This is a genomic window from Halosimplex pelagicum (genome assembly GCF_013415905.1).
GTDB classification, from domain to species: domain Archaea; phylum Halobacteriota; class Halobacteria; order Halobacteriales; family Haloarculaceae; genus Halosimplex; species Halosimplex pelagicum.
This window is the reverse complement of the sequence record NZ_CP058909.1, coordinates 1,600,095-1,615,612: the sequence shown is the minus strand read 5'-3', so window position 1 is coordinate 1,615,612 and position 15,518 is coordinate 1,600,095. Positions and strand designations below refer to the sequence as shown.

The window sequence follows — 15,518 nt, the reverse complement described above, 5'->3', positions numbered from 1 at the left end:
CGGGACAGCACTCACGTGGCTCCCGCCGGTAGGGGTCGCCGTGACGAGCCAGCAGCTGGTCGGCGCCGCGTTCGCGGTGCTCGCGGCGGCGGCCTTCGCCGCCCAGAGTCTCGCCGTCCGCGTCGGCACGCGGACCCACACGGTGTCGGCGGTGATCGCGGTCGTGTTCGGGGTCAACCTGCTCGTGCTGGTGCCGGTGGCCGGCGTCGCCGCGTACCCGGACTACGGGCTGACGCCGCGGGCCGCGGGCGCGTTCGCCGTCGCCGGGCTTCTCGGGTCGCTGCTGGCCCGCGTCTTCTACTTCGTCGGCATCGAGCGGCTGGGGGCGAGCCGGGCCGAGCCGCTGCGAGCGCTCGTGCCGCTGTTCGCGCTCGGGCTGGCCGTGGCTTTCCTCGGCGAGGCGGTGACGCCCGTCCTGCTGGCCGGCGTCGCCCTCCTCGTCGCGGGCGGGGCGGTCGTGGCGGTCGACAGCCGGGCGGCGCCGGTGACCGACACCGGACGGGCGCTGTGGGTCGCGCTCGCCTTCCCGGTGACCGCGGCGCTGTGTCTCGGGATCGACCCGGTGTTCACGAAGGTCGGCTTCGCCGAGGGCACGCCGGCGCTGGTCGCCGTCACCGTCCGCGTCTTCGCGGCGACGGCCGGGTTCGGCCTCTATCTGGCGTGGCGAGCGCTCCGCGAGGGCCGGGCCGTCTCGGTCGGCGTCGACCGGTGGCTGGTCGGCGCGGGCGTCGCCAACACGGTCTACCTGCTGGCCTACTACCAGGCGCTCGCGCGGACGCCGGTCACCGTGGTGACGCCGCTTTTGAGCGCGAGCACGCTGTTCGTCGTCGCCGGCGCCGCCCTCTTCCTGCGGGGCGACGAGCACGTGACCCGGCGGACGGCCGCCGCGGCGCTGCTGGTCGTGGTCGGCGTGGTTCTCGTCGTCGGCGGGTGAGCGACCGGGAGCGAGGAAGGACTGCTAGTCCATCGCGACGTACGTCTGGGTGTCCTCGATGCCGTCGAGGCTCTGGATGTGGGTGGCCGCGACGGCCTTCACGTCGGCGGTCTCGTCGACGGTGACGGTGGCGATGAAGTCCACGTCGCCGGCGACGATGTAGGCGTCATCGACCCCCTCCACGTCGAGGATCTCCGATTTGAGCCGCTCGGCGTCGCCCGAGTGGGCCTTGACCATGACGTAGGCGCGGACCATCTCAGGCACCCCCCTTCGCGGCGACGGCCTCGCCGACGACGATCTGGCGCACGTCGTCCAGTTTCTCGAAGTCCGCGAGGATGGCGAGCGTGTCGCCCGCCTCCAGGGACACGTCCTCGTCGGGGATCGAGAGGGGGTCGCCCTGCTTGCCGAAGGCGAGCAACTCGGTGTCCGCCGGAAGCTCCAACTCGCTCAGGGTGTAGCCGCGCATCGGCGACTCCGGCGAGACGGTGAGCTCGACCAGCTGGAGATTTTGAGCGATGTCGGCGACGGCGCGGATGTTGCCACCGAGGAGGGCGTTCTTGGCGACGATGGCGCCCAGCCGCTCGGGGTAGATGACCTCGTCGACGTCGGAGGCGTACTTGCGGTAGATCTCCTCGCGGTACTCCTCGTCGATCCGGAGCACCGTGCGACAGCCGTGGTGTTTCGCGACCATGCAGACGACGAAGTTGGTCGAGAGGTCGCCCGTCAGCGCGCCGACGGCGTCCGCTTCGGCCAGGTCGGCGGCGAGCAACACCTGCTCGTCGCTGGCGTCCCCCTCGATGACCTCGTAGCCCTCCGCCTTCGCGCGGTCGACCTTCGTCGAGTCGCGCTCGATGAGGACCACCTCGTGTCCGCTGTCTTCGAGTGCGCGTGCCGTTCGCAGCCCGACGCGGCCGGCACCCACGATAACGAATCGCATGGTAACGCGTACGACCAGGCAGGGAATAAAGCTACCTCCGATCACCCCCCGATCGGTCGCTCCGAACCCCCGATCGAGCCCCCAGCCACTCGTATGCGTGTCAGTCTCACGCTACCGGATTACTGCCGGCTTCGAGGGACGGGGGAAGGTTTTTGGAGTCACCGGGAGAAGTTCGTCCTACGATGGTGCGGGCCTTTATCATGGTGAAGACGGCGGCCGGGAAGTCCGAACAGCTGCTCGACTCGATCCGCGGGATCGACGGGGTCGAGGAGGCGCACATCGTCGCCGGCCAGTACGATATCATCGTCGAGGCGACCGGCGACGAGGTGTACGACCTCATGCACGGCGTCGCGACCAGGCTCCGCGATCTGGACGGCATCGCCGACACGAAGACCTACATCTGTCTGGACTGACCGCCCTCCTGGCCGTCGTCGACCGCGGCCCGCCGCGCCGTAGACCGTCGGCGCGCCCGATCACTCCGGCGATCCGTCTCGCTCGCGAGCGGCGTCTCCCGAGCCGGTCCGCTCGGCGACCGCCCGGCGCTGATCGCGGACCCGAGGCGGGAGCGCCGCGTATGCGTGGTCGAACACGTCACCGGGGTCGGGCTCGCTCCCCTCGGCGGCCGCCACGGCCTCGTCGAACTCGGTTTCGGCCGCTTCACGAGCCGCCTCGACGAACCCCTCGTCGACGACGCCTTCCCCGCGCAGGTAGTCGGCGTACCGCTCCAGCGGGTCCGCGGTCCGCCACTCGGGCAGGTCCTCGCTCGCGGCGTCGCGGTAGCGGTCCGGTTCATCCGCGGTCGTGTGCGCTCCCTGCCGGTAGGTCAGGCTCTCGACGAGCACCGGCTCGCCCGACAGCGCCGACTCCCGGGCCTCGGCGACGGTCTCGTAGACCGCGATCGGGTCGTTGCCGTCGACCCGCACCCCGTCGAAGCCGTAGGCGCTGGCCTTCCCGGCGATGGTCTCGCTCGCAGTCTGGCGCTCGCGCGGCACGCTGATCGCCCAGCCGTTGTTCTCGCAGAAGAAGACGGTCGGCGCCGAGAACACGCCCGCAAAGTTCATCGCCTCGTGGAAGTCCCCCTCGCTCGTGGCGCCGTCGCCGAGACAGGCGCACGCGACGCGCTCGTCGTCGCGGTGGGCCGCGGCCATCGCCGCGCCGACCGCGTGGGGGAGCTGGGTCGCGATCGGCGTCGCCTGCGTGAACGTGACCGGCTCTCTCCCGGTCTCCGCGTCCGCCTCGTCGACGGGTTCGTACTCGGAGAACCCGCGGCGAAAGCGGAGAATGTCGGCGGGCGAGCGGCCGCGGGCGAGCTGCATGGCGTTCGAGCGGTAGGTCGGGAAGAGCCAGTCCTCGTCCGCGAGCGCGTGGGCGGCGCCGACCTGCGACCCCTCCTGCCCCACGAAGGGCGGGTAGCCGCTCATCCACCCTCTGCGCTGGAGCGCGACCGCCCGCTCGTCGAAGACGCGAGCGCGGACGATATCGCGGAGGAGTCGCCGCGCCAGCTCCGGGTCGACGCTCGTCTCGCCCAGCGACCGCTCGCCGATGACGCGGTGCATGGCGTCTCCCTTGGAGCGGCGGGCGGAAAGCGATTGCGTCGGGGCCGGCGACGACACCGACGAGCGACGCCCGCTCGCAGTCGACACCTCAAAGAGCGCGCGGCGCCAACGGCCGGTATGGTCACCGCCGTCGACGCGGTCGAGCTGGTCTTCCTGATCGTCGTCCACAGCGCGGTCGCCGCCCTGATGACGCGGTTTTTCCGCGTCCGCCTGTCGACCCGGTGGGGCGGGTTCCTCTACGCCGGTATCCTCGTGCCCCTCGCGTTGCTGCTGTCGACGCTGTTTTTCAGCGGCATCCTGCCGCTGGGGCCGAACCTGGGGTCGGCCGGCGCCGTCGTGACGCTGATCATCCTCCTGCCGACGGTGGCGGGCATCACCTTCGACTACTTCTGGATGCCCTCGCCGGACGAGGTGGACCTGCCCGAGCGCTGGGACCGCAACGAACGGCCCAGCCGCTACGAGGACCGCTGACCCGCCGGCGCTACGACCCGGTCCACTGGTGCGGACCGCACCGCGACCTCACCCGTCCAGCAGGTCGAGCACGGCCGACTCCACGTCGGAAAGTACCGCTTCCTGGGGACGGGTCGCGTCGATCCGGACGAACCGTTCGGGGTCGCCGTCGATCAGCCGCTCGTAGTTCGCCCGGACCGATTCGAGGAACTCGACCTGTTCCATCTTGTTGGTCGACCCCGCGCGGCGGGCGCCGGTCTCGGGGTCGACATCGAGGTAGACCGTCGCGTCCGGGCGGCGGGTGAACGGGCGGTGTACGTCGCGGACGTAGTCGAGAGGGTCGTCGACGTCGAGGTGGGGGTGGGCGTCGAGCGTCGCGCCTTGGTAGGCGTACCGGGAGTCCGAATAGCGGTCGGAGACGACGAGCCGCCCCTCCGCGAGCGCCGGGCGGACCACCCGGTCGAGGTGGTCGGCGTGGTCGGCGGTGTAGAGGAACAACTCGGCCAGCGAGTCGGCGTCGGCGTCGCCGATCGAGCGGGCGACGGCCTCGCCGTACCACGACTCGGTGGGCTCGCGGGTGAACGCCGCGTCGTCGGGCAGGGCGTCGCTCTCGGCGAGGTGGGCGGCCGCCGAGGACTTGCCGCTGCCGTCGAGCCCCTCCAGCGTCACGAGCATACCTGCCCGTCTCGGTCGGCCCACCTAAACGACTCGGTGGCGACCTGTGGCGGGCGACCGGACCGACCCCCCACGCGGGGCCGGACGACCCGAGACGATAGCCTCATCCCGGCCGACACCGACGGAACGGATATGACCGACCACTTCGAGGTCCACGAGCGCGACGGGGCGGCCCGTCTCGCCGAGGTGCGCCTCGACTCGCCGGTGACGACGCCCGCCTTAGTCACCGACGCCGACCGCGCCGACGACGCGCCCGAAGCGGGGGTCGCGGCGCCGGTGCTGTCCGACGCCGGGACCGGCTGGGCGACCGAACCCGACGCCCCCGAGGGCGACGACTCGCGGCTCACCGTCCTCCCCGCCCGCGGGTTCCCCTCGGGAACGCCCGACGAGGTGCAGGAGGCGTTCGCGCCCGAGGTCCCCGAGACCGACTACCCGAGCGCCGCCGTGATCTCCGCCGACACGGCCGCGGATCTCGGCACCGACGCCTACGTCCTCTCGGGGGCGCCCGGCATCGCCGGCCACGCCGAGAAGTTCGTCGACTCGATGGTTCGGGTCCGCGAGGCGATCCCCTACGACGCCGCGCTGTACCTGCCGGGCGTGGCGACGCCCGCCAACGTCGCGACGCTGGTCTACGCGGGCGTCGACCTGGTCGACGCCGACCGCGCCGTCGTCCGCGGCACCCAGGGCCGCTATCTCACCGTCGACGGCCACCAGTTCCTCGAAGACCTCGACGAACTCCCCTGCGTCTGCCCCGCCTGCCAGCAGCCCCGCGAGGAGTTCGGTCCCGAGGACTGTGCGCGGCACAACGTCAACGCCCTGGAAGCCGCGCTCAAGACCGTCCGCCGGCGGATCCGCGACGGTCGACTCAGGGACTACATCGAGGGCCAGGCCCGCCACGAGCAGTGGCTCACCGCCGTCTTCCGCCGGCTCGACCAGCAGTACGGCTACGTCGAGGAGCGCACGCCCATCCTCCGGCAGGCCGAGATCACCGCCTCGACGGAGGACACCGTCCGGCGGGTCGAGATCCAGCGCTTCGCCGAGCGGGTCACCTCGCGCTATCGCAACCGCTTCGACAACCCGCTCGTGCTGGTACCCTGCTCGGCGCGGAAACCCTACAGCGACTCCCAGAGCCACGGTCAGTACCACGACGCCGTCCAGTGGCGCGCCCACAAGGTGTCGATGACCTCCCCCATCGGCGTCGTCCCGCAGGAGCTCGAACTCACCTACCCCGCCCAGCACTACGACTCCGTCGTCACGGGCCGCTGGAGCGCCAACGAGATCGAGTTCGTCGCGAGCGTGCTGGAACGCTACCTGGAGAACACGGACTACCCGCGGGTCATCGCCCACGTCCCCGATGACTACCGCCCCATCTGCGAGCGCGTCGAGGCCTCGCTCGGCACGGAGTTCACCTACACCGTCGAGGACCACCCGACCACGACCGACTCGCTCGGCAACCTCGCCAGCGAGCTCTCCGGTGAGCTGAAATACGGCAAGCGCGAGCGCCAGCACAACACGATCCGGGCTATCGCCGACTACCAGTTCGGGGCGGGCGCGGGCGACGAGCTGTTCGACGACCTGCAGATCCGGGGGAGCCACCCCGGGCTGCAGGCCCACGACGGCGACGGCGAGCAACTCGCGGTGGTCGTCCGACCCTACGGCACGCTGGCGTTCACGCTCGCCGGCGCCCGCCACTGGGTCGAGAGCGACGCCCCCACCAAGCGCGTCGAGATCGACGACTTCGTCCCCCACGGGAGCGTCCTCGCGCCGGGCATCGTCGACGCCGACGAGTCCATTCGCGTCGGCGACGAGGTCGTCTTCGAGGGGCCCAGCGCCTTCGCCGTCGGTCGCGCGGAGATGTCCGGGCCGGAGATGGCCCGCTCGACACGCGGGATCGCCGCGCAGGTCCGCCACGTCGAGGAACTGTAGTCGGCGGTGCGGTCGGCGCGTGCTGTCGAGCGTGCCCGCCTCCTGGCGGGCCGCTCGAAACAGTCGCGCGAGGGATGAGAAGCGCAGCCTGCGAGCATCACAATCGGTTGGGGAGGTGTGAGGCCGTCTGTGGTGCTGTGCGGGGCGGTCGTGGTTGCGGTCCTGGTGGACTGAAAGGGCGAGGCGCGCTCGCGCTTGCGTGGTCGCCTGAGCGGGCGCTATCCGCGCGGGCTGTGCGGAGAGCGCGGATATCCCGCTTGGTTCGAGAGAGCGAAGCTCTCTCGTCATCTCGGAAATCTTCGATTTCCGGTGACAGCGACCGCGAGCGCGGCGAGGGCTTTCATCGCTTACTGTCCCCTGTGGTTGATGCAGTTGCTAGCGAGCGGGTCGAGGGCTTTCATCGCTTGCTGTCCCCGTCGAGTGCGGTCGATCCAACTCCTAGCGAGCGGGTCGAGGGCTTTCATCCCCTGCCGTCGAGTGCGGTAGCTGTCGCTCGGTTTCGTCCCGCACACACTCGAACGGAAACAGTCGAGACGCGAACCGAACGCGCCAGCCGCCCGAGGACGCTTATCGCGTGCGATAATCGCCCCCAAATAGTTATCTCGGGGAGCGGGGAACGTGGAGCCAACGTGACGGGACGGACCGACCGACGGGGCGCGGGCCGCGAGCGCGCGAGTGGAGGGCACCGATGAGCGGCGACTCGGTGCGGTACGCGTGGCTCCCGGAAGCGGTCCGGAGCGAGCGAGTCGCCCGCGTCGCCGCGACGCTGACGCGCGTGGTGTTCGGCGGCCGTCCCGGGCTGGCGCTGTTCTGCGGGGCGCTCGCCCTGTACGTGTTGACCTGGCGGATCGGCGTCTTCTTCAACGACATCGGGCTGTACCCGTGGATGCTCGAACGGCTGGCCGACGGCCACCTGTCGCTGGGCGTGCCGGGCGAACTCGGCCAGGGGTACCCCGGGATGCACTATCGGGACGGCCGGGTGTGGGGTCGCGGCTACGGGCTCGTCGGGCTCGCTCTGCCGGTCTACTGGGCGGTCGAGGTCCTCGACCCGCTGGTCGACCTGCGCTGGCTGGTCGTAGTCGGGTTCAGCGGGTTGACGCTCGCGACGTCGCTGCTCGTCGGCGACCTGGTCGGCCACCGTCGGCGCGGCCTCGCGGCCGGCGTCGGGCTGGGGACGGTCGCGCTGGCCGGCAACGCATGGTTCTACAAGCCCTACATCGGGGACCTGTCGACGTTCGCGCTTCAGATCACGACGATGATCGCGGGCGCGGTCCTCGTCGTGGCCGTCTACCGGCTGCTGGCGTCGCGCCACGGGACGACCGTCGGGCTGCTCGCGGGCGCGACCGTCCTGCTGGGGACGCCCGTCGCCTTCTGGGCGAGCACGCCCAAGCGCCACACGTTCTCGGCGATGTTCGTCCTGCTGGCGGTCTACGCGTTCGCGGCGAGTCGCGAGCGCGACCGCGCGCCGCTGGAGAGCGCGGCGCTCCGGGGCGGCGCCTACGCCTGCGGCGGCCTGCTCGCGTGGGTCCACGCCCCCGAGGGGATCACGCTGCTGGGCGCGCTCGCCGTCGTCGACCTGCCGACCGCCCCGAGAAACGACCGGCGGACGCTGGCCGTCGTCGCCGGGCTGGCGGGCCTCTCGCTCGTCCCGTACCTCGCGACGAACGCCGTCGTCTCGGGCAACCCGCTGCTCCCGCCGCACTTCCTCGACTCCTACCACGGCGGGTCGCTGGCCGAACTCACCGACGGCGGGGCGGCAGGCGGCGGGAACGGTGGGAGCGGCGGAACCGCGTCGGCCGGCGGGAGCGGCGCCGCCGGAGACGCGACCGGCGGGAGCGCGGGGTCGGCGTCCGGCGGCGCCCTCGCCGCGGTCGTCGGGACCGTCGCCGCGGTCGCGGGGGCGGTCGTCGCCGGGTTCGAGGCGGTCCGCCCGCTGGCGCGGCGAGCGCTGGACATGTACGTCGGCGGGTTCGTCGCGCTGTTCACCGAGCCGGAGGGGGTCTTCCGGACGTTCGTCCGCTGGGGCGAGGCCGACAAGAACGTCTCGAACCTCTTCTTCGACGGGGAGACGAACCTCTCGGTACTCGAATCGGCGCCCGTCCTCGCGGCGCTGGTCGCGCTGGCGCCGGTCCTCGGTCGATGGGGCGGCCGCGTCCGCGCCGGCGAGCGGCGCCTCCGCGAGGCCGTCGACCCGGTGGACTGCCTCGTCCTCGTGTTCGCGGCGCTGTTCCTCTCGCTGTACCTCGGCAACCTCCCGGTACAGGTCCAGGGGACCGTCCGCTATCTCCACCCGATCTATCCGCTCGCGGTCTACGGGATCTTCCGGATCCCGGAGGTCCGGTCGCTGCTCACCGAACGAACCCGGGCGGCCGCCCTCGGCTACGAGGCGGGCGTCCTGCTGGGGGGGCCCGTCGCCTTCGGCGCGCTCCTGTTCTTCGACGCGTCGAAGGGCGGGGTCGTCCAGCCGTTCGGGCTGGCGTCGCTGGCCGCGGCCGGGGTCCTGGCGGTCGCACTGGTGGCCGGGCGCTACGACGACCGCGCCAGGGGGGTCGCCGCGGGCGCCTTCGGCGTCGCGGCCGCGATGGCGACCGTCTACCTCCTGCTCACGTCGTTCGTCCTCTTCCACTACGGCCCCTCGGCGCTGCCGGCCGTCGACGCGCTCAGCGGCGAGTTCCGCTGGCTCGCGCTGACGAACGGCTGACCGACGCAGCGGCGAGTCGTTCCCGTCCCTCGGACCGCGGAGGTTTTATCGCCCGACCGGATAGACGGACCCAATGAGTCAGCCGAGCCCCGACGTCTACGAGCAGGGCAAGGGGATGGACGCCCACAACAAGGTGATGCGCGAGGTGCGCTCGCGCAACGACGCCAGCTACGACCCGCGCGAGCCCACGCGGGTCTGGCTCGACGAGGACAACACCCCCGACGGCTTCGTCGACTCCCTGACGATCATCCTCAACACCGGCGGCTGCCGCTGGGCCCGCGCCGGCGGCTGCACCATGTGCGGCTACGTCGCCGAGTCCGTCGACGGCGGGAGCGTCGCCCACGAGGACCTGATGGCCCAGATCGACCACTGCCTGGACCACGAGGACGAGCACGCGGAGGACATGCGCGGCGAGCAGGCGGACCTGATCAAGATCTACACCTCCGGATCCTTCCTCGACGAGCGGGAGGTGTCCGCCGAGACGCGGCAGGCCATCGCCGACACCTTCGGCGACCGCGACCGCATCGTCGTCGAGTCGCTGCCGGACTTCGTCGACCGGGAGAAGGTGCGGGAGTTCACCGAGCAGGGCATGGAGTGCGACGTGGCTATCGGCCTGGAGACCGCCACCGACCGCGTCCGCCGGGACTGCGTCAACAAGTACTTCGACTTCTCCGACTTCGAGGACGCCTGCGCGGAAGCGGGCGCCGTCGACGGCGGCGGCGTCAAGGCCTACCTCCTGATGAAGCCGCCCTTCCTCTCGGAGGGCGAGGCCGTCGAAGACATGAAGCGGTCGGTGCGGCGCTGTCTCGACGTGGCGGGGTGTCACACCGTCTCGATGAACCCCTGTAACGTCCAGAACTACACGATGGTCGAGGACCTGTACCACGAGGGCGGCTACCGCCCGCCGTGGCTCTGGTCGGTCGCCGAGGTGCTGGAAGCGACCGCCGACGTGGACGGCATCGTCGTCTCGGACCCCGTCGGCCACGGCTCCGAGCGGGGCCCGCACAACTGCGGCGACTGCGACGACCGCCTCCAGCGCGCGATCAAGGACTTCGACGAACGGCAGGATCCGTCCGTCTTCGACCAGGTCTCCTGCGACTGCCGGCGCACCTGGGACGCCGTCGTCGAACGCGAACGCAGCTACTCCCTCCCGCTGGCTCGATAGCCGTCGACCCGTCCCCGATCCGTCGGTTCGGAGCCCGCTCGACCCGAAACGCTCCCCTCTGATCGCGCCCGTGTGTCTGCCGTTGACACGGATCGGTCGGCCGCAATCCCGCGGTTACACTTTCACTCCGGTTGCCGTGGGTTTTTATGCGTCTACGATCAACGCCATCGTAGGGGCCCTGGAGACCCCGACTGTCACACGCTCCAGCCCCTACGTTCCCCCATCCTATCCCTATCGTCCGCAGTGACGACGCCGTGTTCGGTTCTGTGGGCTTCGACGCGGGCGAGCGTGTTTCCCCGAGTCGGAACGGACTTTTGCCAGGAGCGCATCCCCGGAGACACCGATGAACGCGGACGCGGTCGTGCTCGACGTCGACGGCGTGCTCGTCGACGTGGCCGACTCCTACCGCCGGGCGATCGTCGAGTCGGTGTCCCGGGTCTACGGCGACACCATCGAGAAAGCCGATATCCAGCAGTTCAAGGACGCTGGCGGCTTCAACAACGACTGGGAGCTCACGTACGCCGCCGCGCTGTACGTGCTCGCGCGCGACGAGGGGCTCGCGCTCTCGCTCTCCTCGTTCACCGACCGGGTAGCCGCCACGGGCGGCGGCGTCTCCGCGGCCGAGACGGTCGTCCTCGACGCGCTCGGCCCCGCCGAACGCGAGCGCGTCATGAACGAGTGGAACCCCGACCGCCTCCGGCAGGTGTTCCAACAGCTCTACCTCGGGAGCGACCTCTATCGCGAGCTCGAAGGCGCCGAGCCCGACGCGGACACGCGGGGGTACATCCACGACGAACCCGTCATCCTCGACGGCGAGACGACCGAGGCCCTCGACGCTCGCTACGACGTGGGCGTCCTGACGGGTCGACCCGCGCCCGAGGCGGATATCGCGCTGGACCGGGTCGGGCTGGACGTGCCCGACGACCGCCGCTTCACGATGGACGACTGGGAGGAGGGCAAACCGCACCCCCGCGCCCTCGTCACGCTCGCCGAGCGTTTCGACGCCGACTCCGTGGTCTTCGTCGGCGACACACTCGACGACATCAGGACGGCGGTCAACGCCGCCGGCGACGACCCCGACCGGACGTATCGGGGCGTCGGCGTCCTCACCGGCGGGCTGACCGGCGAGGAGGGCCGCCGGAAGTACGAACGGGCCGGCGCGACCGCGGTGATCGACTCCGTCAACGACCTGCCCGAACTGCTCGACGGCGGCGAGGACTGAGGGTCGCCGGTCCGCCGACAGGTAGTCCGCCGGTCCGGCGACCCGCAGTCAACCCGTTCGCCGAATCGCTAACCCTTATCCTGATCTCGGCCTACGCCCCGGTATGGACATCGCACTGCTGGGCGGGACCGGCGACATCGGCGAGGGACTGGCGCTGCGGTGGGCGTACCACACCACCCACACCGTGATCGTCGGCTCCCGCGACGCCGAGCGCGCCGAGAACAAGGCCGAGGAGTACGCGACCGAACTCGACAGCCGCGGCGTCGAGAGCGACATCGCGGGCGCCGAGAACGCCGAGGCCGCCGCCCGCGCAGACGTGGTCGTCGCCGCGGTCCCCGCCTACCACCTCACCGACACGGTCGAAGCCGTCGCCGACGAACTCGACGACGGCGACGTACTCGTCTCCCCCGCCGTGGGCATGAAACGCGACGAGGACGGCATGCACTACAACAAGCCCGGTGCGGGCAGCGTCACCGCGCTGGCCGCGGGCGCGGCACCGGACGAGGTGGCCGTCGTCGGCGCGTTCCACAACCTCGCCGCCGACCGCCTCGCGAACCTCGACGCCGACCTGGACGTGGACACGCTCGTCGTCGGCGACGACGAGGACGCCGTCGACACCGTCTCGGCGCTGGCCGAGGGTGTCGAGGGGCTGCGCGCGGTCTCCGCGGGCGGCATCGCCAACGCCGCCGAAGTCGAGGGCCTGACTCCCCTGCTCATCAACATCGCGATGAACAACGAGGGGATGCACGACGTGGGCGTGAAGTTTCACTGACGGCGGAGCGGTTTCTCAGCCGGTCGTCGCCGGAAGCGATTCGACCAGATCGACGGCCGCGTCGACCGCTCGGGCGCCCTTCTCGATGCGTTCCCGTGCCTCCGCCGCGCTCATGTTCGGCCCCTGCACGCCGAACGTGACCGGCGTGTCGCGGTCGACGCTCACGGCGCTCAACTGCCGGGCGGCCGCGTGCGTGACCACTCGGTCGTGGTCGGTGTCGCCGGTTATCACGACGCCCAGGGCGACGACGGCGTCGATATCGTCTCGGCGGGCGAGGCGGTCGGCCGCCAGCGGCGCGTCGTAGACGCCGGGAACGGCCACCCGTTCGGCGACCGTGGCGTCGCGACGATCGGCGTTCGTCCGTGCCTGTTCCGCCATCTCCGCCGCGAGTTCCTCGTAGAACTCCGCGACGACGAGTCCGAGCGTGACCATGACCACCGTCCGTCATAGAGTCAGAAATCCGTTATCGTTTCCAAAATCGAGACGGCGACCGACGACGGCCGCGTCGCTATCGCTGTCGCTCGGAGCGTTCGAGAAGCGGAGATCGGGAACGGCGAGTTTACGCGGAGGCCTGGTTGAGCGCGTCTTCGATGTCGTCGGCCTGGGTGACGCCGACGAACCGCTCGACGATACCGTCGTCGTTCTCGACGATGAGGGTCGGCAGCGAGCGGACGTGGTACTCGTTGGCCACGTCCTGCTGCTCGTCGACGTTGATCTTCTCGAACTGCACCTCGCCGTACTCGTCTTCGAGGTCGTCCAGGATCGGGTCCTGGGTCTTGCAGGGGCCACACCAGTCGGCGTAAAAGTCCTTGAGCGTGACTGTCATGGATTCATCGAAAGTTGCGAATCCGGAGAGATAAGGGTTTCCACTACCGCCGATCGGCGGCCTCGACGGTCGCGCGAGTGACAGCTTCGGTGGCCCCGCCGCCGGCCCGCGCACTTTCGGTGCGGGCGGCCGGGGCGTCGGGGTCAGGACGAAAGGCTTACGCGGACGGGAGCGGGAGAGTGAGATATGAGCAGCAACGACGGCGGCGGACTGATGTCCAGCGCGGGCCTGGTCCGGTACTTCGACGCCGAGGACCGCAACGCCATCCGCATCGACCCGAAGACGGTCATCGCCTTCGGGGCCATGTTCGGCTTCCTCGTGCTCGTCCTCCGCGCGACGATCTGAGCGGCGACGCGCCGAACAGACCCACGGCCGACACCGACGACGGCTGCGAACCGCCGTCGCGAGCCGTGACCGCGACGTTTTCAAGTCCCGCCCGCGAACCCGCGGGTATGCACTTCGACCAGCGGACGCAGGCGGCGCTCCGCGAGGCCGGTCTCTCGACCGAGGAGATCCGGGCCGCCTCCGAGCGCGTCGTCGCGGCGACCACCGAGGCCGCCGCCGACCTCGAATCGTTCTTCGCCGATATCGAGACGGTGTACTCCGACATGGACCAGGCCCACTCCGCCGAACAGTTCCCCGAACACGCCGTCGACTACCTCGATCTCTTCACTCACGCCGACGACATCCGCGGGTACCTGCGGTTCGACTCGTGGGGCGTGCCCGTCGAAGGCGGTCGGGTCCTCTCCGACGACGTAGTCGAGTTGTCGCTCGGGCCGACGGTGAACGACCGGGTCCGCTTCGCCGCCGACCGCGACGCGCTATGAGCGGCGAGGACGAGGGGCCGGACGCCGACGGTGACGGAGACGCCGGCACCGCGCCGACCGTCCGGGTCCGCGGCATCTACACGACGGCGCTGACGCGGCTGTTCGAGGACCGCGGGCTGTCGGTCGTCCAGGCGTCGCCGCCGATCCGCGACCGCTTCGACGACGAGTTCGCGGTCGCCCCCGCCGGCGCCGCGGTCTCGACGACCGACGACCGGCAAGGGGTCGGGATCGTCGGCGAGAGGGATGCCGTCGCGGCGGCGCTCGACGCGGCTCGCGGGGTCGGAACGGACGCGCTGGCCTGGCGCGACCCGACGCCGCGGGGCGCCGTCTACGCCGGCGAGGTGACCGAGACGCTCGGCAGCGGCGCGGTCGTGAAACTCGGCGACGGGGCCGCCGAGGCCCCCGGTCCCGGGAACGGCGAGGGTGACGACACCGACGAGACGCTCCCGCCGGTCGCCGGGACCGACCCGGAGGGCTTTCTCCCCTATTCGAAGACGGCGGCCCACGTCGAGGAGGGGGATCGCTTGCGCGTCCAGGTGAAAGAACCGGCCGCGCCGTGGGGGTCGGGCCGACCGGTCCTCGACGCGACCGTCCGCGTCCAGGCCGGGCTGGCGACGCTCGTCCGCGGCTCGTCGCCGGGCGGCAACGGGCCGGAACTCGCCGACCTGCTCCCCGTCGACCCGCCCGAAGGCTGGGGGATCGACTGGGACCGCGCGGCCGACGACGCCGACCTCGACGCGCTCGGCGACGCGCTCGAAGCGGTCACCGAGCGGGCGGCGGCGCTCGATTCGGCGTTCGACGACGCGGCCGCCCCCGACGAGGCCGCGCCGGGCTGCTACTGGGCCGGCGAGGCGACGGTCTGGCTCTGGTTCGGCCGCGAGTCGCGGTTCGGCCTCGACGACCGCCGCCGCGACGTGACGGCGACGATGCCCGGTCACCACCGCACGAAGGCGGCGACCAACGGCGCGAGCGCCGCCGTCGACTTCGTCGAGGCGGTCTGCCCCGACGCCGGGACCGGCGGCGAGACGGACTTCCCGTTCGACGCCGTGACGCGGCAGTTCGGCCCGATGGAGGGCGATAGCGTCCGCATCGACCACGGCAAGCCCGACGGCCGCATGTTCTCGCTGGGCAGCGGCGAGGTGACCCGCCGGGACGCGGACGGCACCGTCGTCGTCGAGCGGGAGATGTCCGGCCGCGGCACCTACGACGCGCTGGGCGTCGACCAGCAGGCCGGCGACGTGGCCGTCACGAAACTCACCGAGGGCAAGTGGTGGTACCCCACCGTCTACCGCGGCGACGACGGCGAGAAGCGCGGGACGTACGTCAATATCTGCACGCCGGTCGAGGTGTTCCCGTCGGCCGTCCGCTACGTCGACCTCCACGTCGACGTGGTCAAACACGCCGACGGTCGCGTCGAACGGGTCGACGACGACGAACTCGACGCCGCCGTCGCGGCCGGCCACGTCCCCGAAGCCCTCGCGGAGAAGGCCCGGAGCGTCGCCGGTGCGGTCGAGAACGCGCTCTGAC

The 15,518-nt window shown here is 71.2% G+C and carries 17 protein-coding genes; 11 read left to right on the top strand and 6 right to left on the bottom strand.

Annotated features, from left to right (window positions below; translation table 11 throughout):
* Window positions 1-40: 40 nt before the first annotated feature.
* Window positions 41-934, top strand: coding sequence for a DMT family transporter (locus HZS54_RS08015; RefSeq protein ID WP_179921698.1), 894 nt, complete (start codon window positions 41-43; stop codon window positions 932-934).
* 24 nt (window positions 935-958) lie between these two features.
* Here HZS54_RS08015 and HZS54_RS08010 read toward each other — a convergent pair whose 3' ends face one another.
* Window positions 959-1,189, bottom strand: a complete 231-nt coding sequence (locus HZS54_RS08010; RefSeq protein WP_179921696.1) for an Lrp/AsnC family transcriptional regulator — start codon at window positions 1,187-1,189, stop codon at window positions 959-961.
* A gap of 1 nt (window position 1,190) precedes the next feature.
* Entirely contained in the window at window positions 1,191-1,871 is a 681-nt protein-coding gene (locus HZS54_RS08005) for a potassium channel family protein (protein ID WP_179921694.1), read from the bottom strand.
* Between the two features lie 182 nt (window positions 1,872-2,053).
* Here HZS54_RS08005 and HZS54_RS08000 point away from each other — a divergent pair, with 182 nt between their 5' ends.
* Window positions 2,054-2,284 (top strand): Lrp/AsnC family transcriptional regulator, encoded by a 231-nt coding sequence (locus HZS54_RS08000; RefSeq protein WP_179921692.1) that lies wholly within the window; start codon window positions 2,054-2,056, stop codon window positions 2,282-2,284.
* 60 nt (window positions 2,285-2,344) lie between these two features.
* On the opposite strand, the gene HZS54_RS07995 is transcribed toward HZS54_RS08000, so the two are convergent.
* The gene (locus tag HZS54_RS07995; RefSeq protein WP_179921690.1) at window positions 2,345-3,427 is read right to left on the bottom strand and encodes a thiamine pyrophosphate-dependent enzyme; all 1,083 of its coding nucleotides are present in this window, start codon (window positions 3,425-3,427) and stop codon (window positions 2,345-2,347) included.
* A 117-nt stretch (window positions 3,428-3,544) separates the two neighbouring features.
* Here HZS54_RS07995 and HZS54_RS07990 point away from each other — a divergent pair, with 117 nt between their 5' ends.
* A complete protein-coding gene (locus HZS54_RS07990; RefSeq protein ID WP_179921688.1) occupies window positions 3,545-3,898 on the top strand; it encodes a DUF7991 family protein in 354 nt (117 codons plus the stop codon).
* Between the two features lie 48 nt (window positions 3,899-3,946).
* On the opposite strand, the gene tmk is transcribed toward HZS54_RS07990, so the two are convergent.
* A complete protein-coding gene (gene tmk / locus HZS54_RS07985) occupies window positions 3,947-4,552 on the bottom strand; it encodes a dTMP kinase (RefSeq protein ID WP_179921686.1) in 606 nt (201 codons plus the stop codon).
* Between the two features lie 132 nt (window positions 4,553-4,684).
* Between tmk and arcS the strand changes: the two genes are divergently transcribed.
* The 5 genes from arcS to npdG all read left to right on the top strand — a co-directional run bounded on the left by arcS (window position 4,685) and on the right by npdG (window position 12,338).
* Window positions 4,685-6,478, top strand: coding sequence for an archaeosine synthase subunit alpha (arcS, locus tag HZS54_RS07980; protein ID WP_179921684.1), 1,794 nt, complete (start codon window positions 4,685-4,687; stop codon window positions 6,476-6,478).
* 688 nt (window positions 6,479-7,166) lie between these two features.
* Window positions 7,167-9,179 (top strand): hypothetical protein, encoded by a 2,013-nt coding sequence (locus HZS54_RS07975; RefSeq protein WP_179921682.1) that lies wholly within the window; start codon window positions 7,167-7,169, stop codon window positions 9,177-9,179.
* A 73-nt stretch (window positions 9,180-9,252) separates the two neighbouring features.
* Complete coding sequence (locus HZS54_RS07970) at window positions 9,253-10,344, top strand: archaeosine biosynthesis radical SAM protein RaSEA (RefSeq protein ID WP_179921680.1); 1,092 nt, start codon at window positions 9,253-9,255, stop codon at window positions 10,342-10,344.
* A gap of 343 nt (window positions 10,345-10,687) precedes the next feature.
* Window positions 10,688-11,566: a TIGR01548 family HAD-type hydrolase gene (locus tag HZS54_RS07965; protein ID WP_179921678.1), complete on the top strand. Its 879-nt coding sequence runs from the start codon at window positions 10,688-10,690 to the stop codon at window positions 11,564-11,566.
* Between the two features lie 103 nt (window positions 11,567-11,669).
* A complete protein-coding gene (npdG, locus tag HZS54_RS07960) occupies window positions 11,670-12,338 on the top strand; it encodes an NADPH-dependent F420 reductase (protein WP_179921676.1) in 669 nt (222 codons plus the stop codon).
* Window positions 12,339-12,353: 15 nt separating this feature from the next.
* On the opposite strand, the gene ribH is transcribed toward npdG, so the two are convergent.
* Together ribH and HZS54_RS07950 are read right to left on the bottom strand one after the other, a co-directional pair.
* Window positions 12,354-12,770 (bottom strand): 6,7-dimethyl-8-ribityllumazine synthase, encoded by a 417-nt coding sequence (gene ribH / locus HZS54_RS07955; RefSeq protein WP_179921674.1) that lies wholly within the window; start codon window positions 12,768-12,770, stop codon window positions 12,354-12,356.
* 127 nt (window positions 12,771-12,897) lie between these two features.
* Complete coding sequence (locus HZS54_RS07950) at window positions 12,898-13,164, bottom strand: thioredoxin family protein (RefSeq protein ID WP_179921672.1); 267 nt, start codon at window positions 13,162-13,164, stop codon at window positions 12,898-12,900.
* A 186-nt stretch (window positions 13,165-13,350) separates the two neighbouring features.
* On the opposite strand from HZS54_RS07950, the gene HZS54_RS07945 reads away from it, so the two are divergent.
* The 3 genes from HZS54_RS07945 (at window position 13,351) to HZS54_RS07935 (ending at window position 15,517) form a co-directional block, all read left to right on the top strand.
* Window positions 13,351-13,509 carry a preprotein translocase subunit Sec61beta gene (locus HZS54_RS07945; protein WP_135366185.1) on the top strand — a complete coding sequence of 53 codons (159 nt, stop codon included), beginning with the start codon at window positions 13,351-13,353 and terminating at the stop codon, window positions 13,507-13,509.
* 107 nt (window positions 13,510-13,616) lie between these two features.
* Window positions 13,617-13,991, top strand: a complete 375-nt coding sequence (locus tag HZS54_RS07940) for a DUF7532 family protein (protein ID WP_179921670.1) — start codon at window positions 13,617-13,619, stop codon at window positions 13,989-13,991.
* Window positions 13,988-15,517 carry a ribonuclease FAU-1 family protein gene (locus tag HZS54_RS07935; RefSeq protein WP_179921668.1) on the top strand — a complete coding sequence of 510 codons (1,530 nt, stop codon included), beginning with the start codon at window positions 13,988-13,990 and terminating at the stop codon, window positions 15,515-15,517. The genes HZS54_RS07940 and HZS54_RS07935 overlap by 4 nt, the downstream gene beginning before the upstream one ends.
* The last annotated feature ends 1 nt before the right edge of the window (window position 15,518 follow it).